Annotated in this window: 19 protein-coding genes; 12 read left to right on the top strand and 7 right to left on the bottom strand. The window is 43.0% G+C overall.

The annotated features are described in order from the left end of the window. Window positions 1–90: 90 nt before the first annotated feature. The gene (locus tag NYE50_RS19240; RefSeq protein ID WP_022553879.1) at window positions 91–1,503 is read left to right on the top strand and encodes a bifunctional glycosyltransferase family 2 protein/class I SAM-dependent methyltransferase; all 1,413 of its coding nucleotides are present in this window, start codon (window positions 91–93) and stop codon (window positions 1,501–1,503) included. Between the two features lie 3 nt (window positions 1,504–1,506). Here the strand turns inward: NYE50_RS19240 and NYE50_RS19235 are convergent, their stop codons facing one another. Genes NYE50_RS19235 through NYE50_RS19225 form a run of 3 tightly spaced genes read right to left on the bottom strand, consistent with a single transcriptional unit; the run spans window position 1,507 to window position 5,185 of the window. Beyond that, window positions 1,507–2,637 (bottom strand): Ger(x)C family spore germination protein, encoded by a 1,131-nt coding sequence (locus NYE50_RS19235; RefSeq protein WP_014419034.1) that lies wholly within the window; start codon window positions 2,635–2,637, stop codon window positions 1,507–1,509. Next, window positions 2,634–3,740, bottom strand: coding sequence for a GerAB/ArcD/ProY family transporter (locus tag NYE50_RS19230; protein WP_014419033.1), 1,107 nt, complete (start codon window positions 3,738–3,740; stop codon window positions 2,634–2,636). Before NYE50_RS19230 ends, NYE50_RS19235 begins: the two co-directional genes overlap by 4 nt. Window positions 3,741–3,745: 5 nt before the next feature. Continuing rightward, window positions 3,746–5,185 carry a spore germination protein gene (locus NYE50_RS19225; RefSeq protein WP_224988315.1) on the bottom strand — a complete coding sequence of 480 codons (1,440 nt, stop codon included), beginning with the start codon at window positions 5,183–5,185 and terminating at the stop codon, window positions 3,746–3,748. A 217-nt stretch (window positions 5,186–5,402) separates the two neighbouring features. On the opposite strand from NYE50_RS19225, the gene manA reads away from it, so the two are divergent. After that, a complete protein-coding gene (gene manA, locus NYE50_RS19220; protein WP_159354663.1) occupies window positions 5,403–6,353 on the top strand; it encodes a mannose-6-phosphate isomerase, class I in 951 nt (316 codons plus the stop codon). Window positions 6,354–6,476: 123 nt separating this feature from the next. After that, complete coding sequence (locus NYE50_RS19215) at window positions 6,477–9,116, top strand: N-acetylglucosaminidase (RefSeq protein ID WP_224988313.1); 2,640 nt, start codon at window positions 6,477–6,479, stop codon at window positions 9,114–9,116. Between the two features lie 124 nt (window positions 9,117–9,240). Here NYE50_RS19215 and NYE50_RS19210 read toward each other — a convergent pair whose 3' ends face one another. Both NYE50_RS19210 and NYE50_RS19205 read right to left on the bottom strand, forming a co-directional pair. Beyond that, window positions 9,241–10,410: a CDP-glycerol glycerophosphotransferase family protein gene (locus tag NYE50_RS19210; RefSeq protein ID WP_159354662.1), complete on the bottom strand. Its 1,170-nt coding sequence runs from the start codon at window positions 10,408–10,410 to the stop codon at window positions 9,241–9,243. Between the two features lie 32 nt (window positions 10,411–10,442). Continuing rightward, window positions 10,443–11,213 carry a WecB/TagA/CpsF family glycosyltransferase gene (locus NYE50_RS19205; protein WP_224988311.1) on the bottom strand — a complete coding sequence of 257 codons (771 nt, stop codon included), beginning with the start codon at window positions 11,211–11,213 and terminating at the stop codon, window positions 10,443–10,445. Between the two features lie 355 nt (window positions 11,214–11,568). Here NYE50_RS19205 and tagD point away from each other — a divergent pair, with 355 nt between their 5' ends. The 5 genes from tagD (at window position 11,569) to tagH (ending at window position 18,902) form a co-directional block, all read left to right on the top strand. Further along, window positions 11,569–11,958, top strand: a complete 390-nt coding sequence (gene tagD / locus NYE50_RS19200; protein ID WP_003151361.1) for a glycerol-3-phosphate cytidylyltransferase — start codon at window positions 11,569–11,571, stop codon at window positions 11,956–11,958. A gap of 157 nt (window positions 11,959–12,115) precedes the next feature. Beyond that, entirely contained in the window at window positions 12,116–14,134 is a 2,019-nt protein-coding gene (locus NYE50_RS19195; protein WP_159354660.1) for an alpha-glucosyltransferase N-terminal domain-containing protein, read from the top strand. 50 nt (window positions 14,135–14,184) lie between these two features. Next, the gene (locus tag NYE50_RS19190; protein ID WP_224988310.1) at window positions 14,185–16,347 is read left to right on the top strand and encodes a CDP-glycerol glycerophosphotransferase family protein; all 2,163 of its coding nucleotides are present in this window, start codon (window positions 14,185–14,187) and stop codon (window positions 16,345–16,347) included. Window positions 16,348–16,501: 154 nt separating this feature from the next. Continuing rightward, window positions 16,502–17,329 (top strand): teichoic acids export ABC transporter permease subunit TagG, encoded by an 828-nt coding sequence (gene tagG / locus NYE50_RS19185; RefSeq protein WP_017418800.1) that lies wholly within the window; start codon window positions 16,502–16,504, stop codon window positions 17,327–17,329. Between the two features lie 19 nt (window positions 17,330–17,348). After that, complete coding sequence (gene tagH / locus NYE50_RS19180) at window positions 17,349–18,902, top strand: teichoic acids export ABC transporter ATP-binding subunit TagH (RefSeq protein WP_029972833.1); 1,554 nt, start codon at window positions 17,349–17,351, stop codon at window positions 18,900–18,902. A gap of 34 nt (window positions 18,903–18,936) precedes the next feature. Here the strand turns inward: tagH and galU are convergent, their stop codons facing one another. After that, on the bottom strand, window positions 18,937–19,815 hold the full coding sequence (gene galU / locus NYE50_RS19175; RefSeq protein ID WP_015240700.1) for a UTP--glucose-1-phosphate uridylyltransferase GalU: 879 nt from the start codon (window positions 19,813–19,815) through the stop codon (window positions 18,937–18,939). Window positions 19,816–20,092: 277 nt separating this feature from the next. Here galU and wecB point away from each other — a divergent pair, with 277 nt between their 5' ends. Next, a complete protein-coding gene (gene wecB, locus NYE50_RS19170; protein WP_063636501.1) occupies window positions 20,093–21,232 on the top strand; it encodes a non-hydrolyzing UDP-N-acetylglucosamine 2-epimerase in 1,140 nt (379 codons plus the stop codon). A 51-nt stretch (window positions 21,233–21,283) separates the two neighbouring features. Here the strand turns inward: wecB and tagU are convergent, their stop codons facing one another. After that, complete coding sequence (tagU, locus tag NYE50_RS19165) at window positions 21,284–22,204, bottom strand: polyisoprenyl-teichoic acid--peptidoglycan teichoic acid transferase TagU (protein WP_104842874.1); 921 nt, start codon at window positions 22,202–22,204, stop codon at window positions 21,284–21,286. Window positions 22,205–22,575: 371 nt separating this feature from the next. On the opposite strand from tagU, the gene NYE50_RS19160 reads away from it, so the two are divergent. From NYE50_RS19160 to tuaC, 3 genes are read left to right on the top strand one after another with little or no spacing between them, the layout of a single operon-like run. Continuing rightward, window positions 22,576–23,235, top strand: coding sequence for an exopolysaccharide biosynthesis polyprenyl glycosylphosphotransferase (locus tag NYE50_RS19160; protein WP_003151373.1), 660 nt, complete (start codon window positions 22,576–22,578; stop codon window positions 23,233–23,235). Window positions 23,236–23,271: 36 nt separating this feature from the next. After that, window positions 23,272–24,720, top strand: coding sequence for a teichuronic acid biosynthesis protein TuaB (gene tuaB / locus NYE50_RS19155; protein ID WP_159354658.1), 1,449 nt, complete (start codon window positions 23,272–23,274; stop codon window positions 24,718–24,720). After that, window positions 24,717–25,913 carry a teichuronic acid biosynthesis protein TuaC gene (tuaC, locus tag NYE50_RS19150; RefSeq protein WP_224988308.1) on the top strand — a complete coding sequence of 399 codons (1,197 nt, stop codon included), beginning with the start codon at window positions 24,717–24,719 and terminating at the stop codon, window positions 25,911–25,913. The genes tuaB and tuaC overlap by 4 nt, the downstream gene beginning before the upstream one ends. The last annotated feature ends 4 nt before the right edge of the window (window positions 25,914–25,917 follow it).

The raw sequence follows: 25,917 nt of genomic DNA, 5'->3' as shown, positions 1-25,917 counted from the left end.
TCAGTTTTAGGGGGGCGGTTATTCACCGGCCCCTCAAAACGGATGCCGAGCGGGCGCCCGGTCACATAAATGACGGGGATATGTCATACGTTGTATAAAGTCACGATAAAGGCGGGGATGCCGGTGAAAACGAGTATTATTATCCTTACATATAATGAACTTGAGCTGACGAAAAAATGTCTGGCCAGCATTGAACGATACACCGACAAAGATAAGATTGAACTGATTATAGTTGACAACGGTTCCTCAGACGGAACGAGAGAATACATATCAAATCTGCCTGACGTCAAAGTCATCCTAAATGAAAAAAACCTCGGGTTCGCCAAGGGGTGCAACCAGGGTATCGAAGCGGCAGGGGGAGAAAATCTGCTGTTTCTGAACAACGATACGATGGTCACGAAAAATTGGCTCACCTCCATGCTGAGGGTGCTGTATCATTCTGAAAAAGCCGGTATGGTCGGGCCCGTCAGCAACTATGTCAGCGGCGCGCAAATGATCCATGACGCATATCAATCGCTTGATGAGCTGGAGTCATTCGCGGAGGCGTATTGCGCACGGGAAAAGCATCATACAAAGCGGGTGCTGCGCCTTGTCGGCTTCTGTCTTCTGGTGAAAAGAAGCGTCATTGAAGACATCGGCCCGTTCGATGAGCAATTCGGATACGGTTCTTTTGAAGATGATGACCTATGTTTACGCGCCCTGCAAAAAGGCTACAGCCTGCACATCGCCCTCGATGCCTTTGTGCATCACCACGGACATGCGACGTTTACGGCTAATCAGGATATCAATATCAATCAGTTATATTCGGAGAACCGCCAGCGTTTTACGGAAAAATGGGGCACTGATTTTACGTACTTTACTCATCCGAGACCGGAAATTGCGGAGCTCGTTCCCCGGGAGGCGAAACGGATACTTGATGTCGGCTGCGGCGCGGGGGCTACGGGGCTGGAACTACAAAACAGACAGCCTTGCGAACTGTACGGAATAGAACTGCACCCGCTGGCGGCGCAAGCGGCAAAAGGACACTATGAAGCGGTGCTGCAGGAAGATGTCGAAGAAGTGAAGCTTCCTTATCCGGAAGGCTTTTTTGATTGCATCATTTTCGCCGACATCCTTGAGCACTTAAAAGACCCGTGGCGCGTCATTGAAACGTACTCATCCTATTTGTCGCCTGCCGGATCAATCGTTTGCAGCATTCCGAATATTTCCCACGCCGAAGCGCTGTTCCCGCTTCTGCTCGGTGACTGGACATACAGAGACGCCGGCATTCTCGACCGCACCCACTTGCGGTTTTTTACGCCGCAGACGGTGCGCACGCTCTTTCCGGAAGAGACATTTGCTGTGAAAAAGCAGTCCTATACGTATGTTCACGTGGATGAGCGGGTGCAGCTGTTTTTACAGGAAATCACACGAATGGCGCAATCGATGCAATTTCCGGTGACACAGCTGCCCGAACAAAGCCGGATTTATCAAATTCTCCTCCGTGTCGAAAAAACAGGCTGAAGGCTACCGTCCCATCGTTCCGAAGTTGGTAATCTGAATGGAAACATCATAGTCAAAAGCCGCTTCGGAGAAGGTCTCATCCCAATGATGCTTTACTTTCTTCCAATAGTCGGGATATTGAATGCGGACTCTGTCAGAAAAGAAGACAGGGTCCGTTTCATATTGATTCTGCAGCTTATCGATGACTTCTTTCACATCGCTTTTCAGTTTTTTTTCGAAAATCTTTTCCAGCCCGTTTAAATAGTGCTGATCGAATGAATCTTCTCCGGCATATTGATCCTCTGACAAAAGTCCTTTTGTTTTTACCGCTACATGAAATGACAGCTTCCCGTTTTTCAGCCTGGGAGTGATGGCGGATGTTGATTTTTTGATCTCGAAGGTAATCGGGTGCCCCCCTTTATCCAAAGCGGGCAGCACGCCGCCCCGTATCGTCCCCATGAGCCAATTCAGGCTCTGTATTTCGTATGGTGACAGAAAGCCCGCCAATCTGTTTTGTTTTGCGTTTTTGATAATGGCCGCTCCGTCATACACCGTTTTTCCTTTTTGATTGCTGACGGCCTGAATGAGAAAACTGCGTTTATTATGGCAGTAAATTGAAGCCCTCCCGATTCGGAGCGGTTGTAAAATCTTCCCGTTGTAGTTTCCGTTGTTCGTAAGGTCGATCAGCTTTTCCGCGGGCATGGGCTGCTGCTGATTCGGCGTCGGCTCCGTCAGAATATCGGACGCTTTTCCTCTTACCGCGAAGAGATAGCTGCTCCGCCTTAATTCATCATCGCGGATAAAATGATTCATCATCTGCAGTATATTTTGGTCGGCCAGCAATTTGTCGCTGAATATCAGCACTTTTAAGTGATCGCTGTAAACAGGCGGATCTTTTAAAGCGACTTCACTGACGGCTTCAAGAATGGTATCCCCCCGCGTCGTCACATTGACAAACACGGGCCGGCCGGAAGCCTGGCTGTTTTCACTTTGGGGCAGCAGGTTTTGATAGGTTAATTTATATCGGCGGTCACTCGTCTCGTCTATCGCCAGTCCCCGGGCGAAAGATAGCTTTTCGACTTCCTTCGCGTCCCAGCATCCTGAAAGCGTCATCAGTATGAAAAGCGCCGCCGCCCATTTTATGAAAAGTGTCATGACGTCTGTTTCCTCCCGGCTATTTTTTTCATCCAGCTGACAAACCAGATGAGAAAAGGAATCATAATGACGGCAAAAAACGTATACCCGAGAATATTCGCGAATGCAAACACGCTGTTGATATCATCGGGGTACATCGAAAGGCCGAATGTCACTGCCAATAAGCTCCCCATCAGCCAGGCATTGTTTTTATTTTTCAGTCTGAAAATGGTGTTTAATCCGATATGCGCCCCTTTAAAAGAGCCGAGCATACAGGTAAACTGCTGGCATGTCCACGTGATTAAAAGAAAGATATCAAACCGCTCAATGAAAATACCCCGGATTTCTAAGGCGTGAATCAGGGAAATGGTCGGATACGTCACCGTTTTGGCTTCAGCGACCGACATACAGCCGATGACGACAAGCAGCGTAACGCTGTAAAATAAGCCTGCGCTGGCGATGCCGAAGACAGCAGCCTTTTTCGCCTGCTTCGGATTTTTCATAAACGGCACCAGATACAGAATCACCTCAAGCCCTGAAAAATACAAAAGGGTCCGCGGAAACATCTCAAAAAAGCTTTTGTAGCCTCCTTCCATGACCGGGCGGACGAAATCCAGCTTAAACAGTCTCAGGCTGAATATAAGCAGCATAATCAGAATGACGATCGTAACCGGGAACAGATAGGCATAAAGCTTTGAAATGGGATAGACCCCGCCGGTCACATGGTAGATGCCGACCGCCAGAAAGATGAATATGACGACACCCATCGGCGTATTTTTCAGTAAAAAGTAATTGATGACTTCACCTAGAAAACGGGCTTGAAAACAGACGGTGACGACAAAATAACAGCTGATGAATAAATTCAGAAGAGAACCGATGGCGCGTCCCATGATGCTTTGATTCAGCTCATATATGGTTTCCCCGCTGTTTTTCTGCAAAAACGGCATAAAGAGCAGGACGATGCCGATAAACACGACACCCTGCACAAGAATAATGATCCATCCGCTCGGACTGTCCGCTGTTGCGGCGGAGCGAGGCAGTGTTAACACGCCCGCTCCGATCATTGTTCCGCTTACCATGAGAAGTGTCTGCATAAACGACAGCTTGTCTTCCGGTTTTTTCATGGGGATCACCTTTGCTTGATTTTATCTTTCGTCTCTTTTCTGGTCGGCCGTTTTTTCAAAAGAGGCGTCGGCAGTCTGACGATCGTATCTTTTAAGTCTTGGCCAGGCTGCGCCATGATCGGAATAAGATAGTCCTGACCGAAGCTTTTCAGACGCATCAGATGGCCGACGACAAGCAGATAACACATGATCAGTCCGTATAAACCTAATATCGCCGACAAAATCATCGAAAAAATACGGATGAGCCTCAGCGGAAAATTGAACGCATAGGAGGGCGCCGTAAAAGAAGCCAATGCCGTAACGGATACGACAATGACCATCATCGCGCTGACAATATTCGCCTGAACAGCGGCCTGCCCGATCACCACGCCCCCGATCAGGCCGATCGTCTTCGGCAGCCTGAGTCCGGCTTCTCTGATCATCTCAATCGTAAAAATCATGATGAACGCTTCAACAAAAGGAGGGAACGGGACATTCAATCTGCTCCCGGCAATCGTAACCGCCATTCTCGTCGGCAAAAGCCCCGTGTGAAACGTAACGAGCGATATGTAAAGGCCGGGTAAATAAATCGTGATTAAAATGCATGTATACCGAAGCAGCCTGAGAAAGGTAACCGGAACCCACCGCTGATTATAATCGTCAGGTGAGTGGATAAATTCATCAATGGTAGCCGGCACCAAAAGGGTAAAAGGCGTTCCGTCTACAAGAATGGAAACCCTTCCTTCCAAAAGAGCGCCCATAACCCGGTCTGGCCGTTCGGTCGTCAAGACGGTCGGGAAAATGGAATACGTGTTATCTTCAATAAGCTGTTCGATTGCTCCTGATTCCGGAATGTCATCAATGGTGATCGAATCCAGTCTTTTCATCACTTCTTTTACAACATCATCAGGCGCGATATCCCGAATGTAGGCAACGGCGATCCGCTTTTTTGTCCGTTCGCCGAGTGTGATCTCTTTGATCTGGAGGTTGGGATCACCGGACTGCTCGCGCAAAAGCGCCGTGTTCGTCCGAAGCTTTTCGACAAAACCTATCCTCGGCCCCCGTTCAAGCACTTCTGAAGACGGTTCTTCAATATCACGCATTTTAAATGTTTCCGTCTCAAACGAAAGAGCTTCCTCCCATCCCTCCGCCAGCAAAACCGATTTGCCGGAGAAAATGTCTGCCTCCGCGTCCTTAAGTGAAGAAAGCCGGGTGTGACGATAGCCGAAAGAGATGGATGACGGCGTTGTTTCAGCCGGTTCCTCTTGATGCCGGGCGGCCTCCTGCACGGGCGAAATAATATATTCCGCAAGCAATTGATTGTCGGTCAGTCCGTCTATATATATAAGACAGGCGTCACATTTGCCGTTTCCGTACGTAAATGAATAAAACATCATGTCATCGCTTTGGCCGAACCGTTTTTTCAGCGCTTCAAGGTTTTTGCCGAGCTCCGCATGTATCGTCATAATGTTCCCCCCTTTCCATCAGTTATTTTAATTTGCGACAAACAAGGCATTTTATTCTGGAATAGGAAATGACTGAGCATTCCGCCCCATCCGAATGGTATAATGAGCAGGTCAGCCATTTTATACATATTGTTTTTAACCGCGGCTCCCTCCGTGTTTTAAAAAAGACACAGGGGGAATGGGATATGAGCCGCTTTTTAAGGGGAGGGGAACGAACATGACGCAAGAGCCGATTTTTTTACGGCCTGTATGTAAAGAAAAATTATGGGGCGGCACGTTATTACGCGAACGATTCGGATATGACATACCTTCAGAAACAACCGGCGAATGCTGGGCGATATCAGCCCATCCGCACGGAATGAGCACGGTCAAAAGCGGTCCGTATCAAGGGAAAACCTTGATGGAACTGTGGGATCAGTATAGAGAATTATTCGGCGGAACGGAAGGGGACCGGTTTCCGCTGCTGACGAAAATACTGGACGTCAAACACCATCAGTCTGTTAAAGTCCATCCTGACGATTATGACGCCGAGGAGCATGGACAGGGTGAAATGGGGAAGTCTGAGTGCTGGTACATTATTGACTGTAAAGAAAACGCGGAAATCATATACGGTCACACGGCCCGTTCGAAAGCGGAACTTGTCACCATGATTAACAGCGGTGACTGGGAAGGCCTGCTGCGCCGCGTGAAGATCAAACCCGGCGATTTTTATTATGTGCCGAGCGGAACCATCCATGCCATTTGCGCGGGGGCGCTCGTGCTTGAAACACAGCAGAATTCAGAGGCGGCCTACCGGATATATGATTACGGGCGTACAGATCAGAACGGCGGGACGCGTGATCTGCATATCCGCGATGCCGTCAACGCCGCGACCGTTCCTCATGTGGACGGATTTTTAGATGAATCAACTGAAACGAGAAAAGGCGTCACCATCAAAACCTTTGTGCAGGGAGAATATTTTTCTGTATACAAATGGGATATCAGCGGGACGGCGGAAATGACCCAGGATGCTCCGTTTATGCTGTGCAGCGTCACAGAAGGAAGCGGCTCCATCAACTGTGGAGGCAAGTCCGCCGAGCTTAAAAAAGGCGCGCATTTCATACTGCCGGATCAGATGCCTGACTTTACGATAAACGGAGATTGCACGCTCATCGTTTCTCATATATAAAACCAAACTTAATCCCAGCTCTGGGATTAAGTTTTTTTATATATATATTTCACTTTAAAAATTAAAGCACTTTCCGATAAAAATAATAGTGTGATAGATAAATATAGAGAAGGAGGAGAAGTAATGAAAAAAAGTTTGGCTGCCGCAATGTTATTGTCAGCGGTTACTCTTGAATTTTTCACGATAACAGACTCAGTAAAGGCAGCTTATATTGACAATTCCATTTATCAGTTAGAAACAACACAAAAGTTTGCTTCTGAAAATGAGGCTTCTCAGGCAGTTACAAAATTGAAAAAAGATACCGGATGGAAAGCAGACTATCAAAAGAGCGGAACGTCTAAGAACTATCAAATATCTGCTTCAGGTCTGACAAGCGAAACGAATGCTAAAAGCGTACTAAGCGATTTTACGAAGCAGACAGGCATTAAAGGAACATCAAGTCCGACGGGCAGTAAGCAGCCCTATTATACTGCAGTTTCCGGAACTATTTCAGGTGAACAGCAGGCTAATAACTTGCTTGATAAAATGAAAAAGGAAACAGGATTAACCGGTACTGTTAAACCGAATGGTGTGAAGCAGCCTTATATAAGCATTGTTACATCTGAGCTGACAAGTGAGGCCGGTGCAAAGTCTGCTAATCAAGAGTTAAAGAAGCAGACTGGAGTCAATGCTAATTATCAAAAACTTGAACAGGAACCGGAGATCATTCAAATTCAATCCGGAAAAATTCAAGGAGAGAAAACAGCATCCCAAGTGAAAAGCAGTTTTCAAAAAGATTCTGGGCTGAATGCCACGTTAAACATGACTGATAAAGGCCAGTCTTACTACATTGTTACAACGAATTCTTTGATCAATAAAGCAGATGAGGCGAAAAGTCTTATCAAACAGCTTGAACAAAGCACAGGCGTCAAAAGCAGTTACAAAACCATCAATAATAAAAAAACTATCACATCGTATAATATAGAAACGGGTTATTTTAACGGGCTGAGCATGGTTAAAAATTCGATCAGCCAAATAATAAATAACACAGGAGTTAAAGGGTCCTACCAAAAAGTTGGTGCTACAAGTAATTATGTTGTGAAAATGAAGGATGTCAGCCCGGAAAAACTAAAAAGTCTTCAAGCTTTTTTTAAGAAGAAAAGATGGCATATGACTTATACAGCTGTAAAGAAAACTTCAACCCAAACAACTTATCAAGTGATAACAAATGCTGTAACAAACGCACAGGCGGATAAAGCAGTAAATTTTCTTAGCAGAAAAAAATTAAAATCATCAAAATCAAATTCAGGAAAAACAGCTGCTAATCAATATCAACTGTTATCACAACAGACTGCTGACAAAACAAAAGTAACAAAAGGTTTAAACTCTTTAAAGAAAATCGGTATTAATGCAACTGCCAAATCTATAAAACAACCAAAAGGAATAACTTATAAAATTAAGACAGAAGCCTTGCTGGACACAGCTAAGATTAATCAAGTCAAATCTTTCTTCAAGACAAAAAAATTAACGGCAGTAAGTGAAAAAACCGGTAAATCCGCTTATACGCAATATCAAGTCACTGTTAGTGACTTATTAAATCAAAAAGATATAGATCGTGTGTTAACTTTTTTTAAAACAAATAATGCGAAAGGCAATGCCAAACAAAATGGCAAAAGCACATACACGCAATATAAATTAGTTACAGATCAAATCAGCACATCGTCGGCTTTAAACAAAGGACTGAGTTTCTTTAAGGCAAAGAACTTATCAGCAAGCTACACTACTAAAAACAATCCAATATACAGTATAGTGATTACTGAACAATTTACAGGAAAAAGCAATGCTGATAAGGCTGCAAGCAAAGTGAAGCAGCTTTATGGGTGGGCAGTTTCAAGTGTTGAGGTGAAAAGCGGTCCTCAAATAATGGAAACAAATTATAATATTACGATGAGTGAAATGGTCGCGAAGCAGTTAAAAGCGAACCCGCAGACGGATTCAAGTGCCTACGTATCTCTATCTTATATTAATAGTGCAAATTCTACCGTAACCGCAGATTTTCTTAATGTCAGGTCTACTCCAGAGGTAAAGAGCAATAATATTATAGGAACAGTGACAAAAGGTTATAAGGTTAATATCATTAGTGTAGAGAATAACTGGGCAAAAATTAAAATGGGTTGGCGGAAAGCAAGCGAGGAAGAAGTTTCCTACTATGTAAACCCCGCAAACTTTTCTGTGTCAGATAAAAGTTATTTTCAGTTTTTGAAGTTATCGAAATATGCAGGACTGACAGCATCAGAAGTCAATACGAAGATTTTAAAAGGGAAAGGAATTCTTGAAGGAAAAGGTGAAGCTTTTATTAAGGCAGCTGAATCTAACAGTATTAATGAGCTCTACCTGATTTCTCACGCTTTATTAGAGACCGGAAACGGTACCTCAGAGCTGGCAAACGGTGTGACCTATAATGGGAGAAAGGTATATAACATGTATGGCATAGGTGCATATGACGGAGACGCTGTGAACAAGGGTGCCCAATATGCATATAACCAAGGATGGTTCAGTCCTGAAGCAGCGATTACTGGAGGGGCCAAATTTATCGGACAGAGTTATATACACAATGCCGTATACAACCAAGATACCTTGTATAAAATGAGATGGGAGCCTTCTGTAAGCCACCAATATGCATCTGATATTGGTTGGGCGTATAAGCAGGTAAACAGAATGTACAGTCTCTATAGCCTGTTAGATAACTATCAGCTTTACTATGATATTCCTGTCTATAAATAAACGTGTTAAAAAGCTCGGAGTCATACTTCCGAGCTTTTTTCAGTATTGAATTGGACAGATGTCTTTTTGTTTGTACGATTATTTTTAAACACTATGGAGCAATATAAATATATAAAACACCTGTTCAATTGTGTGAACAGGTGTTTTTGTATGTTATTTGTTCTTCTGCAAATTGGAGCAGTTTGCTGCTCGAATTCCCATCTGAATACATATTCCATTTGTCCGAGAACCGCTTCATTTCTTCTGCACGAAATGGCTTTTTCGTCATTTCCTCCAGAAGGGCTTCGCTGTCATGACAAGCCTTTCCGGGAATGACGGACGTATAATTGTCGATTAAACCGCGTTTTTGATCATATTCCTCCAGATCATACGTGAAAAAGAAAATCGGTTTATTTAAGAGCGCGAATTCAAAAGGCACGGAAGAGTAATCCGTAATTAAAATATCAGCCGCTTTCAAGAGATCATGAAGACGCATGTCAGACACGTTCTTGATCAGTTCGCTTTCAAACGAAGCCGAAATCTGATGCAAAACGGCAGGATGAAGCTTTACAAGCAGCATATACTCTCCGTTTAACGCGTTTGTGAGCTGTTCTTCGGTGAATGGCAGCCGAAAGGATTGCATATCATAATCCCTGAATGTCGGTGCGTACAGGATGATTTTTTTCGGCCATTTGTGCTTCAGTTCGGGCTTGTGTTCTTCATAATAGACGTCAGTCAGGGGGACACCCGTTTTTAACAGCTGGCCGTCCCGTATGCCGAACGACTTTTTAAAAACGTCAGCCATCGCGTCTGAACCGACGGTAACAAAGTCAAACGAGCGGTACACCTTTTTAAAACGGCTGATGTCTGATGCCGGGCGGTTTTGATTCGTCACATCCTCAAGGCCGAACTTTTTCAAAGAGCCGTTCGCATGCCACACCTGAATGCATGTCGTTTGCGGCCGGCGGTTTAAGGCGCTTGTCATGAGGAAATAGTTATCCGTTATCACCACTTTGCTTTTAAAAAGGATCAAAACAGCCTTCAAAAGATGCAGCGGATGTTTTTCGTTCAGATAAAAAGAGCCGACACCTTCCAGCTCTTTTTTCAGACTGACGGCGTGTCTCGTATACAAAACCGTCATTTCATAAGAAAGCGATTCAGCGTGCGCTTTGTAAGAACGGATGAGAGCCTGCGCATTCTCTTCAAAAGATACCAGCAGGGTCAGATGGTTCTTGGGCTTTACAGGCTTGAACAAAACGCCGAGAACAGACAGATATATAGAATAAAAAGCGGCGAATAAAGATCGCAAGTTCATAGATTACCAATCTCTTTTGCTGTTTTATTTGTTTAAAGCTGTTTCGTTTGATCTTCTGCCTGCTTGGAATACAGGCTTTTATTTGATTTATTATTTCTCAAAACGGTAAAAGCATACTTCGGAATGTTCAGCATCCTTTTCCATCTCCACGGATTCGTCACCAGTCTGTACAGCCATTCCAGATTCGTTTTGATCATCCATTCAGGGGCGCGTTTCACCGTTCCGCTGAACACATCAAAGCTTCCGCCCAAACCGATCGATACAGCCTGAGGGAAAAGATGTTTGTATTCATAAATAAATTGTTCCTGATGGGGATATCCTAAGGCGACAAATACGAGATCGGGTTTCGCCCGGGAAATCTGTTTGGCGACGAAGCGTTTATCCGCTTCATAACCGTTGCTGGCTCCGACAACCTCAATATTCGGATACTCTTTGCTGATCCGGTTCAAAACGGCGTCAAGCACGTCTTGTTTAGCTCCGTATAAAAATATTTTTTTAGACTGCCGGTTTGCGAGGCCGAGCAGCGCAAGAAACACATCGAATCCCGCAATTCTTGATTTCAGCGGGTGCTGCATCAAACGTGACATTAACACGACGCCGATACCATCCGGCAGGACGAAATCCGCGGAAGAAATGACTTGATGATAACCTTTGTCTTTCGCCGCAGCGTATCCGATCTCAGGATTGACCGTCGCAATGATGGCTCCTTGCTTCTGTGCGATATAATAAGTGTCTAAATATGAAATAAACTCCTGTAAATTTCCATTAACATAAGAAAGGTTGTGCACCATTTCAGTCTGCATCTGCCGTCCTCCTTTTTGTACGGGATTTTCTTTCACTTTTTCGTGACTTAGGCTAAGCTTTATTTTAACATAATACCTTCAGATAAACTTAACAATAGTTTTACAAAAATATAAATAAGATAACAATTTCTTTAATCATACGCGCAAAAACCCTGCTAAACTCCTATTGTAATAACATTTGTTAATAAGTGGAATTTAACTTCGTTTTACATTGGCTTAACCTTTTCAGGGCTATGTGATATAATGAGGTTCCATGAGTACGAAATTGGCACTTTAGTGATTAAGGATACAGCTGCGCAGCATTTCAGAGCAGTTGCTTGTTATACGTATGATGATAGAAAGGAGCTTTTGTTTCATGAAGAAGGTCATTACTTACGGAACGTTTGATTTACTGCATTGGGGTCATATTAAACTGCTTGAGCGCGCAAAGCAGCTTGGAGATTACCTTGTTGTTGCCATCTCAACAGACGAGTTCAACCTGCAAAAACAAAAAAAGGCCTACCACAGCTATGAACACAGAAAGCTGATTCTGGAAACGATCCGTTATGTCGACGAAGTCATTCCGGAAAACAGCTGGGATCAAAAAGTACGTGACGTAGCGGATCACAACATCGACGTGTTCGTAATGGGAGACGATTGGGAAGGCAAATTCGATTTCCTTAAAGATCAATGCGAAGTCATCTACCTCCCTAGAACCGAGGGCATTTCCACCACACAGATTAAAAAAGAAATTGCCGGGGTGTAATACGGAATTATTGAATGCATGAACTGTTCAAAGTACTTCTTATTTGCTGATAAGGAGTACTTTTTGATGCTTAAATAGGTTTGTTATAATAATCTGAGGGAATAGTATTATTTTGCAGTGTTTTACTAAATTCCATATGGTGAAAGGGAGAAAAAATTTGTCCAATCAGCCTATTAACGATAATAATGAGCTTCCCGATATGATGTATTATTTTATCTCAGGAGGCCTCCCGGATGATTACGGAGGTCTGACCAAATCACTATTATTGCGTTCTAAACTATTCGGAGAAGAGAGTCAAAAGAATACCGCCTTTCTTACTTTTAAATTTGATTTGGAATTTCGGAGAAAAAAAAACGAACTCTTTGAAAGAAAGAAAACCGACCCTCAATATACACAAGTTATCAACATGTATGATGACTTTTTAAGTAAAAGAACAAAAGGCAAGCGGATTTATTCGGAGAAAATTGAGCTGAATCAAATAAAAAAACATGTCAGCAAGGGGAAAGTAAGCAAAACTATCTCAAAAATGTTCGGAAAATCATCAAACGATTATAATCTTTCCTATTATTCAGGCAGTGATGACGTGCGTTACGTAGATTACCTGAATGATGAAAAACAAGTAATCAAAAGGGAAGAATACAATAAAGAAGGAAAACCCGTCATTGTCTCTCATTTTGATACAAAGACGAATCAAATCTTCCTTCAGGAGTTTATCAACAGCGAAAATGTCGTTTATCTGGAAAAGCACTTCATGTGGGATGACCAAAATGAAGCAGTCAAATTCACACATTTTACTTGGTACTCAGAAGAAGACCCTTTAACATTTAAAGATGAATTTGAGTTGCGCAGGCATTGGATTGATATTCTCCAAAAAGAAAACGATCGGCCTAAACTATTTCTGGTCGACAGCAGACTACAGGATAAACATGTCTTCAGAGTAAAAAAAGCGCCGTCATCTTATTATGCTGCGATTATTCACAATAAACATTATGGTGATAATAAGTTCCAGATCAAAGGACGCTATAAAGAACTTTTCGGCCAAATAAATAACCTTGATGCCGTATTTTTTATCACTGAGGAGCAGATTGCAGATTTCAGTTTGATTTCAGGGGAAAAAGAGACATTCTTTTTTACACCGCATACGATTAATAAACCGCTCGATGAAGAGGTTTTGAAAGTTCCGAGCGAACGAAATAAAGCGGTTATTATCTCTCGGATTGTACCAATGAAAAACCTGACGCATGCCGTTAAAGCGTTCAAACTTGTTGTAAATGAAATCCCGGATGCGAAACTGGAAATATTCGGTTCTGGAGGAGAAACAGAGAAAATCAAAAAGGAAATAAAAGCTCAAAACCTCAAGAATAATGTATTGCTGAAAGGCTACACGAACAACCCTGATTACGAGTTTCAAAAAGCGTGGCTGACAATTTCAACTTCTCACTTTGAAGGCTTCGGTCTGTCCAATATGGAAGCATTGAGCAATGGATGCCCGGTCGTAACTTACGATTACGATTACGGTGCCAGAAGCTTGGTAGAAGATGGAGTAAACGGCTATGTAATTGAACAATATAATATAGAAAAGCTGGCTGAGGCCATTATCTCTTTAATGAGAGATGACAGCACTCACAAACAATTTTCACGTCTAGCCTTTAAAATGGCGGAGAAATACTCTAAACCAAACTATATTAAAAATTGGTCATATGCTCTTTTCAAAATGGTTGAAGTGAGAAAAGAAAAGGAACGGCTTGCTGAAAAAGTCGGTTCTAAAGAACACCCGATCACATCTTTTGAAAAAAATGCCAACGGATTAGCGATCAGCGTTTCAGTGTCTGACCAGAATGATGCATTTGAAAAAGTCCGAATGGTTGGGATTGATCGGAAAAACAAATCTGAAATCATATCCGTATCCGCTGATCAACCGGCTCAGCCATTTTATATAGATTTTGAAAAGGACATCCAAAAAGAAAAAATTGACGCAAATCATACTTCGGTTCTTGACTTTTACATTCAATATATAACAGCTAACCATATCCGTATTCTAAGAAGGGTATCCAGCCGTGAAGTCAATTTCGGCGAAAAAGATCGGTTTATGAATAACGGATATACTTTCGAACCTTATACGACTGTGAAAGGGAATTTCTCTATTAAATTAAACAAAAAGGATCACATCGATTAAGTGAAATCGGTTAAGTGAAGAGCTTTAATTCAGAGGAGCAGAAAATAAGTATGGATGAAAATACCGTGAGCAAATGTATTTTGAAAAGCTTAAAAAATAATGTGGGAGACCTGGCACTCTCTATTTCACTTGAAAGCGAAGAACCGTTAGCTGAGGAAGTGAAATGTTATTTAAAATTAAAAGAACGGCGTTCCGGAGCCGAGGATGTTGTTATTTTAGAGAAAGAGAGCCCGGCTCAATATAGTGCATCAATTAATATTCACTCGTTTCCTGAACCTTTAGAAATGGGACAGACTTATGATTTTTATGTGGTACTGGGGGAACCGGCAGCGGAAGAAGAACAGCCGAAGCAGGTGCGTTTAACCGTGGAAGCTGAAGCGATTGAGCGTGCCTACCACCTTGATCATACGACTGAGCTGTTAATTTTACCTTATACAACCGATAAGGGCAATTTCTCTTTAAAGGTAAAAAGAGAAGCGAAAATTGTGAAGTTTGATGAGATTCAGCTGAAGGCAGAAGAGATTATGATTTCAGGGTATGCAGGATATCTAAGTTCGGAGAATCAGCTTTCAGTTAAAAACCTGCAATTTGTCATTAAAAAAGGGGGAGAAGATCCCGTAGAGAAACATTTCCCTATTAAAATGACGAAAAAAACGGAGAATATTGAACAGCTTCGGGAAGATGCATTCACCCCTGAAATTTTTGATTTCCAAATAAAAATTCCATTAAAAGATATTCCTTATTCTCTGGAAAAACGATTTGTCTACCGTATGTTTATGGAGTTTCATTGTGAAAACGACAAAGCTGAACCTATTGTTCTCAGCAGCACTCCGCTTGTGCTCGGAGACAGAAAAAATAAACTGAAAGGCCTCATAAGCGTTGTGAATAAAGACAGCGGACCGGTCAGGTATGAGGTATATAAAAAGAAGAAAAAGCAGACTGTCTGTATCCGTGTGAACGACTACAGCCTGAAAACAAGGATGAGATACTTCATAAAAGGGAAGAAAAAACGTTTCATTTCCAAAATGAAAAAACTGAAAAAACGCAGAAATTCCCTTATTACGAAAGGTTATAAAGTTGTTTTCAGAATGGCGAGCAAAATGCCTGTTAAAAGCAAGACCATTATTTTTGAAAGCTTTAACGGCAAACAATACAGCTGTAATCCGAGAGCCATTTATGAATACATGCAAATCAATCATCCTGAATATAAAATGTATTGGAGCGTAAATAAACAGTATGCAGCGCCTTTTAAAGAGAAGGGCATTCAATACATTAACAGGCTTTCTATCAAGTGGCTGTTTGCTATGGCGCGGGCAGAATATTGGGTCGTCAACAGCCGTCTGCCTTTATGGATTCCAAAGCCGGAACATACAACCTATCTTCAAACATGGCACGGCACGCCTTTAAAAAGACTTGCAATGGATATGGAAGAAGTTCATATGCCGGGTACTAATACGAAAAAATATAAAAAGAATTTTATTAAAGAGGCATCCAATTGGGATTATTTAATTTCTCCTAATGCCTACTCGTCTGAGATATTTGCGCGCGCCTTCCAATTCGATAAAACTATGATTGAATCAGGTTATCCGAGAAATGATTTTCTTCATAATGATAATAATAATGAGACAATCACAGCGATAAAAAGAAGGTTAAACCTGCCTGAGGATAAGAAAATCATTCTTTATGCGCCGACATGGAGAGATGACCAGTTTTATGCTAAAGGCCGTTATAAATTTGACCTTGATTTAGACCTGCATAAATTAAGGGAAGAGCTCGGAGATGAATATCTCGTTATTCTGAGAATGCATTATCTTGTGGCCGAAAATTTTGACCTCGGTCCGTTTGAAGGGTTTGCTTACGACTTTTCTGCACACGAAGATATTCGGGAATTGTATATGATTTCAGATCTGTTAATTACCGATTACTCTTCTGTATTTTTCGATTTTGCAAATCTGAAACGCCCGATGCTGTTTTTTGTTCCCGATATTGAAACATACCGGGATAAACTCAGAGGGTTTTATTTCGATTTTGAGAAAGATGCTCCTGGTCCGTTAGTGAAAACGACAGAGGAAACGATCGAGGCAATCAAACATATTTCATCACCGGATTATCAGCACCCGGTTTCATTCAAACCTTTTTATGACAAATTCTGTTATCTTGAGTCAGGACATTCTTCTGAGAAAGTCGTGAAAATTGTGTTTGAATCTGAATAATAGAAAAACCCCTTTGTATCAAGGGGTTTTTCTATTATGCTTTACAAACCTTTTAGCAGCATTTGCATGCGGCTTGAAAGTGAAAAAAAATTTGATTTCTGGTACAATTATCAGCGATGCTTTATAAAATCAAATCAACCTAAGGAAGATTAAAATGAATGCTGTAGTGAAAATACTAAAAGAGCAAGTAACATCATTTCCTTTAATCATGCGTTTAGCAGCCTACGAAACAAAGTCTAAATATCAAATGAATTATTTAGGCGTTTTATGGCAGTTTTTAAATCCTCTTATTCAAATGCTTGCTTATTGGTTTGTTTTTGGATTGGGGATCAGAAAAGGGGGGCCGATGGCTACAGGTGCCGGAGAAGTGCCTTTTATTTTGTGGATGCTTGCAGGTCTGATACCGTGGTTTTTTATAAGTCCGACAATATTAGACGGATCAAATAGTGTATTTAAAAGAATTAAAATGGTGGCTAAAATGAATTTTCCAATCAGTTCTTTGCCGTCTGTCGCCATCGCTTCTAATTTGTTCAGTTATGCAATTATGATGGTGATCTATATCATTGCATTGCTCGCCAGCGGAATCTATCCGAGCCTTCATTGGCTTCAATATATTTATTATTTTGTTTGTCTGATGGCTTTCTTATTTTCGTTCAGCTTGTTTAATTCGACAATCAGCGTGCTGATCCGAGACTATCAGTTTCTTCTGCAGGCAGTGACAAGACTTTTGTTTTTCCTCCTGCCGGTTTTTTGGGATATTAACTCAAAGCTGGGGGCAGCTCACCCGGAATTGGTTCCTGTCTTGAAGCTGAATCCGCTTTTTTATATAATTGACGGTTTCAGGAACAGCTTATTAGATGGTCAGTGGTTCTTTCAAGATGTGAAATATACACTGTATTTCTGGCTGTTCACCTTATTTTTGTTAACAGTCGGTTCTGTTTTACACATGAAATTCAGAGATAAGTTTATTGACTTTCTTTAATACGTAAGGAGATTGTACGATGAAACTAAAGGTTTCGTTTCGAAATGTTTCAAAGCAGTATCATCTTTATGAAAAACAGTCGGATAAAATAAAAGGTTTGTTTTTCCCTGCTAAAGATAACGGTTTTTTCGCTGTGCGAAATGTCTCCTTTGATGTATATGAAGGGGAGACAATCGGCTTTGTGGGAATTAACGGATCGGGTAAATCGACGATGTCCAATCTGCTTGCAAAAGTGATACCGCCGACAAGCGGTGAAATTGAAATGAACGGCCAGCCGTCGCTGATTGCGATTGCAGCCGGTTTAAATAATGCTTTGACGGGCCGGGATAACATAAGACTTAAATGTTTAATGATGGGGCTGACAAATAAAGAAATCGATGAGATGTATGAAAGCATAGTTGAGTTTGCTGAGATCGGTGATTTTATTAATCAGCCGGTGAAAAACTATTCAAGCGGTATGAAGTCCCGCCTTGGTTTTGCTATTTCCGTGCATATAGATCCGGATATTTTAATCATTGATGAAGCCCTCTCCGTAGGAGACCAGACATTTTATCAGAAGTGTGTTGACCGGATCCAGGAATTTAAAGAACAAGGAAAAACCATTTTCTTTGTGAGTCATTCCATTGGTCAGATTGAAAAAATGTGTGACCGTGTGGCTTGGATGCACTATGGTGAATTAAGAATGTTCGACGACACTGAAACCGTCGTCAAAGAGTACAAAGCATTTATCGATTGGTTTAATAAACTCTCCAAAAAAGACAAAGAGAAATATAAGAAAGATCAGGTTGCTGAACGTAAAAAAGAATCGCCTGAGCAGCAGGCAATTGTGAAGGAACAAAAGAAAAATAGTAAATCCGGATCAGCAGTCAATGCTATTCAAATTGCTATTTTATCAATACTGCTTGTGTTTATGGCAGGAACCATGTTTTTCAGCGCCCCGCTTCGTACTATCGCTTCCTTCGGTAAGATCGGATATCAAGATGATGTTAACAAGGGGAAAGACCAGATATTGGTGAACAAAAAAGGTTTCGTATTAAAAGACCAGACGCAGGCCTATAAAGATACAGAGCTGAAAAAAAAGGCGGACTTCCTTATTCCGTTCGGTGCTCAGGTGAAAGTGGTATCTGAAGACAGGCAATCAGCAAAGATCGAGGTCAACAATAAAACGTACTATATCCCGGAAAACGCAGCGGTCTATAACGAAAAAAGTTCAAATGTGAAAGCATCCGCTTTTTCTCCGTATGTAAAGCAGGGTGATACTGATCAACTTGTGTCACATCTCGGTGAGCGCGTTAATGATATTCAGCAAGAAATGAAAGAGCTGCAGAAAGAAGTGGTGAACGGCCGGGAGATGCTATATCTTAAAAATGGCGAGGTCAGTTATGTAGTGAATAATGGCAAGGCCGAGCAGCTTGTTTTCAGAGGAATATCAGCTATTACTCCGGCAGATCTATCCCTGAATAATAAAGATGTTATAAAGGGCAGCAGTGATCGGCAATTTATTGCGGCAAATGATAAATACGCTTTTATTATCAATAACGATAATCAAACTTTAACCTGCATTATAAAATAAAAAGCTGTTGGAATAAATCCAACAGCTTTTTTTCTTATAATTCATCTTTTCTTAACAGGTCTTCCATGAAAGGGATAAGGTGATCACGCAGTTCACGATCCTGCATCGCAAATTCTAATGTAGTGGTAATAAAACCCAGTTTTTCACCAACATCATACCTTTTGCCCTCAAAATCGTAAGCAAAAACCCGCTGGATTTCATTCAGCTTTTGAATAGCGTCTGTAAGCTGAATTTCTCCTCCGGCACCAATTTGCTGTTCTTCAAGGTACATGAAGATTTCAGGAGTGAAGACATAACGTCCCAGTATTGCCAGATTGGACGGAGCAGTCCCTTGAGCCGGCTTCTCAACAAAGTTCTTCACCTGATATCTGCGGCCTTCACTTGTCAGCGGATCAATAATTCCGTAACGATGGGTTTCTTCTTCAGGCACTTGCTGAACCCCTATAATAGAAGAAAGTGTTTTTTCATATTCATCCATCAGCTGGCGAAGCCCTGGTTTTTCAGCTTGAACGATATCATCTCCGAGAAGGACGGCGAATGGCTCGTCACCGATAAAATTACGTGCGCACCAAACGGCATGTCCAAGACCTTTTGGCTCCTTTTGCCGGATATAATGAATGTCAGCAAGATTAGAGGCTTTTCGGACTTTTTCTAAGAGTTCGACTTTCCCTTTTTCTTCTAGGTTTCTTTCCAGCTCTGGTGAGTAATCAAAATGGTCTTCAATGGCTCTCTTGCTTTTTCCCGTAACAATAATAATGTCTTCAATACCCGCTTCAACCGCTTCTTCAATTATGTATTGAATCGTTGGTTTGTCTACAATCGGAAGCATCTCTTTCGGCATGGCTTTTGTTGCCGGCAGAAAGCGTGTCCCTAAACCTGCAGCGGGAATTATGGCTTTGCGTACTTTTTTCACTTTAAAGCACCTTCCTTAGCGTCACTTAAATATAAGTTAAGATATCTATACAGACTCAGGCTTGCTGATATTTTCTGTATACCCGATATTTCATTTTTAACACTTTTAATGATATAAGATAAACCATTATTAAACAAGTTTTATCCGTAAAGCCTTAATGATATATCCTTTTTCATTTATGGGAAAAATAATACAAGATATTTAACCGGCGGATCATATCGTGTAAAATGGGTTGATAATGAAAAATGATCACAAACTTGATACAGGAGAAAGAGATATGAAAAAACTTAAAGTCATGACGGTATTCGGTACAAGGCCTGAAGCGATAAAAATGGCGCCCCTTGTGCTCGAATTAAAAAAACGCCCTGAAATAGAATCATATGTCACTGTGACTGCCCAGCATAGACAAATGCTGGATCAAGTTCTTCACGCATTTCAAATTAAGCCTGACTTTGATTTGAATATTATGAAAGAACGGCAGACGCTGGCTGAAATTACTTCAAACGCCCTGGTAAAACTGGACGGCCTGTTTAAGGAAATCAAACCTGATATTGTTCTTGTTCATGGTGACACGACAACAACCTTTGCCGGAAGCCTTGCAGCTTTCTATCACCAGATTGCAGTCGGACATGTGGAGGCCGGATTGCGCACGGGCAACAAATATTCACCTTTTCCGGAAGAATTGAATCGCCAAATGACCGGCTCGCTTGCTGATATCCACTTTGCTCCGACTCAGCAAGCGAAGCAAAATTTGTTGAATGAGAATAAAAAAGAAAGCTCCATTTTTGTTACCGGAAATACAGCGATTGATGCTTTGCATACAACGGTTCACTCTGAATACTCCCATAACATTATTGAAAAAATCGGCAATGACAGAATGATTTTACTGACGGCGCATCGCCGGGAAAATTTAGGTCAGCCGATGGAACATATGTTTAAAGCCATCCGCCGGATCGCAGATGAATTCAGCGATGTGCAAGTCGTTTATCCTGTACACCTGAATCCCGCTGTACGTGAAGCTGCTGATAAGCACTTTGGTGATTCGGAGCGCGTCCATTTAATTGAACCTCTTGAAGTGATTGATTTCCACAATTTTGCGTCAAGGTCGTATTTTATTTTAACTGATTCAGGAGGCGTTCAGGAGGAAGCTCCTTCCTTAGGAAAGCCGGTTCTCGTATTGCGCGATACGACTGAACGGCCCGAAGGAGTGGAGGCGGGCACTCTGAAATTAGCCGGTACTGATGAAGAAACGATTTATCAGATGGCAAAACAGCTGCTGACAGACAAGCAGGAATATGAAAAAATGTCGCGGGCATCTAATCCCTATGGAGATGGCATGGCGTCAAGAAGGATTGCTGAGGGGCTGCTCTATCAATTCGGACTGCGTTCAGAGCGTCCTGATTCTTTCGAGGTGTAACAAAAAAGCAGCTCCGCATAATGTATGCGAAGCTGCTTTTTCTGCATTAGTTTAAAGGTTGAGGCTGCTTCTCAATTCTTTAGTAATGGAAGCAAGACCGTTTTCATCTGCTTTATAATAGTAAATTCCGTTGATTTTAGTGCCGTCACCCTTCAGCTCATGCTGAATCACTTTCTTGCGGGCATCTTTATAGCCGGATTGAATATCCCACATATCATCAAAGGTTAAATTCGTTTTTACATTGTTCTCTACTACTTTAAACATATCTCCGAATTTCGTGACAGAAGAGATACTTGCCCCTTTATTGATAATACCCTCTATAATCTGCCGCTGTCTGTCTTGGCGCCCGAAATCCCCTTTAGGATCTTCTTTTCTCATTCGTGAGTAAGCGAGGGCTTCATCACCGTTTAATGAAATATTGCCTTTGCTGAAGGAATAACCGTCATAGTTGAAAGCGAATGTACTGTTGACAGTGATGCCTCCTAAAGTGTCAACGACATCTTTAAAGCTTTCCATGTTTACTTTAATGAAATAATCTACAGGCAGGTTCAAGAAATTCTCCACAGTATCTACTGCCATTTGCGTACCGCCAAATGCATATGAATGATTGATTTTATCCATCGTGCCCTTGCCGATAATTTTTGTATAAGTGTCACGCGGAATACTGACCATTTCCGTTGTTTTTGTCTTTGGATTGACAGTAAGGTAAATGAGCGAGTCGGCCCTTCCTTTATCATTTTTACGTTCGTCCACTCCCATGATCAAGACAGAGAACGGTTCGTGTTTATTTATTTTCACCTCAGTGCTGCGTTTATTCGATTTGTTAATGTCTTCGTGAATGCTTGCGACGGTTGATGCCGCTTTATGCCATAGGTAGTATGTAAAGCCGCCGGAAACTAAAATAAAAATACCGATGATTGTCAGAAAGACCAGTAACAAAGTCTTTTTCTTTTTTCTTCGTTTACTTCTCATCTCAATACACCTCATCTGTTTTAATTGGAAATCGGACTCCCAGCAAATGCATTTTTTTATAATAGAATACAATAAATCCTAATATAGTCGAATATTATCGAAAAAAGTTTCGAAATTATGGGGAGATTTTAAAAAAATTAAACCTGCCGGTCAATTTGACCGGCAGGTTTTTTGCGCTGTTATCAGTTCATCATTATCCTTTTCAATTATAGTAACCGCCGTTTATGGATATGAATAGATTTACAATAAAAAAACAATAATCGAAACATTCTAATAAACATTAACGCTTCCTTTACTTCCAATTAACATCCATCTGCTAAACTCACGGCATAGGTCATCAAACATCCCAACAAATCGTGAGGTGTGTGTCAGTGGGAGCAGAGAAAAGCATGAATGTAAATAATAACTATGCAGTGCGGCAGGGGACTTCCGCTGCCGTTACGGAAAGAACGGCCCGTTATTTGGCTTTTAAGCGATTCATGGACATTGTGTTTGCGCTTGCGGGGCTTTTGGCGGCGCTCCCGGTGATGGGCCTGTTCTCCATACTGATTCGTTTGGAGTCGCCCGGCCCGGCTTTTTATAAGCAGGAGCGGGTAGGCAAAGACGGGAAGCCGTTTTATTTGTATAAGCTCCGCTCTATGAAAATAGATGCTGAAAAATCGGGGGCGGTCTGGGCGCTGAAAAAGGATCCCCGCGTGACAAAGGTCGGCGCTTTTATCAGAAGGACCCGTATTGATGAGCTGCCGCAGCTGGTAAATGTGCTTCGGGGAGAAATGAGCCTGATCGGCCCGCGTCCCGAGCGGCCCGTGTTTACGGAACAGTTTCAGGCTGAGATTCCGGGGTTTACGGAGCGGCTGGCCGTTAAGCCGGGATTAAGCGGGTGGGCGCAGGTCAACGGGGGATATGACATGACACCGAGGGAAAAACTGATGTTTGACTTATACTATATCCGCAACCTGACCTTTTCATTGGAACTGAAGATTATGCTCAAAACGTGCAAAGTGATCTGGACCGGTGACGGGGCGCGATAAAAATTCTGGTCAGCAGACAAAAAAGTAGGGAAAACGATGCCTAGTATTACAAATCAAATCTTGAGCGGCGCCAAATGGACAAGTATTTCGACAGCGTGTATTACGGTCATTCAAATCATCCAATTCGCCCTGCTCGGGCGGGTCATGTCACTGGCTGAATTCGGTCTTGTCGGCATGATCACAACGGTAGTGGTGTTTGCCCAAATTGCGCTTGATATGGGTTTTGGCGCCGCGCTCATTCAAAAAGATCATGTGACTGATAAACAGATGTCTTCCTTGTACTGGCTGAATATCATAACGGGGCTTGCGCTGTTTGCGCTGCTGTTTTTCAGCAGTCCGCTCATCGCCGATTTTTATCGGCGGGAGGAGCTTGTCTATTTAATCCGCGTGCTGGCCGTCATGTTTTTAATCGCGCCGATCGGTCAGCAATACCAGTATATGCTGCAAAAAGCGCTGGCATTTAACACGTTAAGCAAGATTGAAATCTTTTCAAATGTGCTGTCCTTCGTGTATTTGGCGGCCGCGGTTTTTTATACGGACCCGATTCTCGCCTATGTGATTTCTCAGGTGCTGCTGCAATCGTCAAAAGGCATTCTGTACTGGATGTCAAACAGAAAAACATGGAGACCGGCGTTGGTTTTTGATCTGAAAGGAATGAAAGGCTTCTTTTCTTTCGGGGCCTTTCAGCTGTCTTCCCGGCTTGTGAACCGGCTCGGGGCGAATATTGATATGATTCTGATCGGCAGTTTTATCGGCGCCGAGGCGCTTGGCATTTACAATCTGGCCTACCAGATTGTCACGCTTCCGGTATTAAAAATTAATCCGATCATTACGAGAGTCGCGTTTCCCGTCTTTGCGAAAAACAAGCATGAAAACAGCGTTATCAGAGAAGGATTTCTCAATATGACCAAAATACTCGCGCTGATATCCTTTCCGCTTTTGCTCGGTTTGGTTTCAGTGTCGGATGCATTCGTGGCTTCGGTATTCGGAGAAAAATGGCTGGCGGCTGTCCCGGTTTTAAACGTTCTCGCCATCGTCGGGATTTTAAGGGTTCTGATGAATCCGAACGGATCTGTGCTGCTCGCAAAAGGGCGGGCCGATCTGGCGTTTTATTGGGACGCCGGGGTGATGCTGCTGTATGGTGCATCTTTGTACGCCGCCGTGCTGTCCGGAAATCTCTTGACGGTAGCCTGGACGTACGCTTTCATCAGCATCCTGAATTTCCTGATCGGGCGCTGGCTGTTGGCATATGTCATTAAGCTGCGTCTGTCGGCTTACTTCAAAGCCGTGGCCAAACCGTTTCTGCTTACGGCGGCAATGGGTGTCATCGCCTTTACAGCCAGCTTCGGCACGGAGCGGATCAGCCTTGATGTCAAGCTGCGTCTGGCAATCTCCGTAGTCTGCGGCGCGTTGTGTTATTTATTCCTGTTAGGAAAAGCTTATCCGCATATGAAAAGTAAATTAAGAAAAGGACGTTTGCTATGAAGGTATTGTGGATGACAAGTGTCTATCCGAGCAGTGAAAAGCCGGGGGAAGGCGTTTTTCATGAAACACAGGCGCAAGAACTGAGAAAGCTTGGCGCGGAGATGACCGTCATTTGTCCGCGGCCGAAACTCGCCGCGCCATTCCGGGTGCTGAAAAAGACGTATCGGCAAAAGGATATAAGGCCGGCGCATGAATGGCGGAAAGGCGTGTCCGTCCACCGGCCGTTTTATCAGGCGGTTCCCGGGCAGCTGAAATGGGCGCAGCCGCATAAAAGAATGACGGCATCGGTTCTTTCCGCGATTAGAAATCATGGCCTGAAGCCCGATCTGATTCACGCGCATTTCGCCATGCCGTCAGGCGGAGCGGCCGCCATTGTGTCGAAGGCTCTAGGCATTCCGTATGTGCTGACCTTGCATGGCAGTGATGTCAATGTCTATCCGCATTACAGCAAAAGCGCTCATCGCGCATTTACATTTGCGGTGCGGGAAGCAGCCGATATTTACGCTGTGAGCGGCAGTCTGCGGGAACAAATGAAAAAGCTCATCGAAGCGGAGTGCAGCGTGCTTCCGATCGGCATCACGCTTGACGCCTTCCGAGAAAGGAACGAGACGAAAGAAGCCGTCAGAAAACGGCTCGGCCTTCCTCCGGATAAAAAACTGATCGTGTTCATCGGCAGGCTTGTCAAAGAGAAAGGTGTTTTCGACTTATCAAAAGCCGTTCAGTCATTGGATGAAAATTATGAAGCTGTCTTTGTCGGTGACGGTCCCGCCGCATCTTCATTGCGGGAAGCCGCTCATATCATCACGGGGCAAGTGCCGAACGACAAGGTACAGGACTATCTGCTGGCCTCGGATGTAATGGCGCTGCCGTCCTACAGCGAAGGCATGCCGACTGTGGTCATTGAGGCGCTCGCTCTGAAGGTGCCGGTAATCTGCACCGATGTCGGAGGATTGGCTTCTTTATTCGGGAAACACCGGGGGTTGCTGATCAAGCCGGGTTCACCTGAGACGCTGGCAGAATCGATTCTGCGATATGACGGAGGAGAGGCTTGGACGCCGCAAACAGCCGAGGAACTTTATCAAACCGTCCGCACGTATTTTGACGCAAGCCAAAACGCGAAAGCGCTGAAAGAGAAATACCGATCCGTAATGAACCGGGCCGGGCAAGAGGAGAACCTTTCGAAAGAGGGATGAAGCT

It is taken from the genome of Bacillus sp. EU55, from assembly GCF_038005925.1.
In the GTDB taxonomy this organism is placed as follows: Bacteria; Bacillota; Bacilli; order Bacillales; family Bacillaceae; genus Bacillus; species Bacillus velezensis.
The sequence above is the reverse complement of the archived record's forward strand: the minus strand, read 5'-3'. Positions and strand labels throughout refer to the sequence as shown.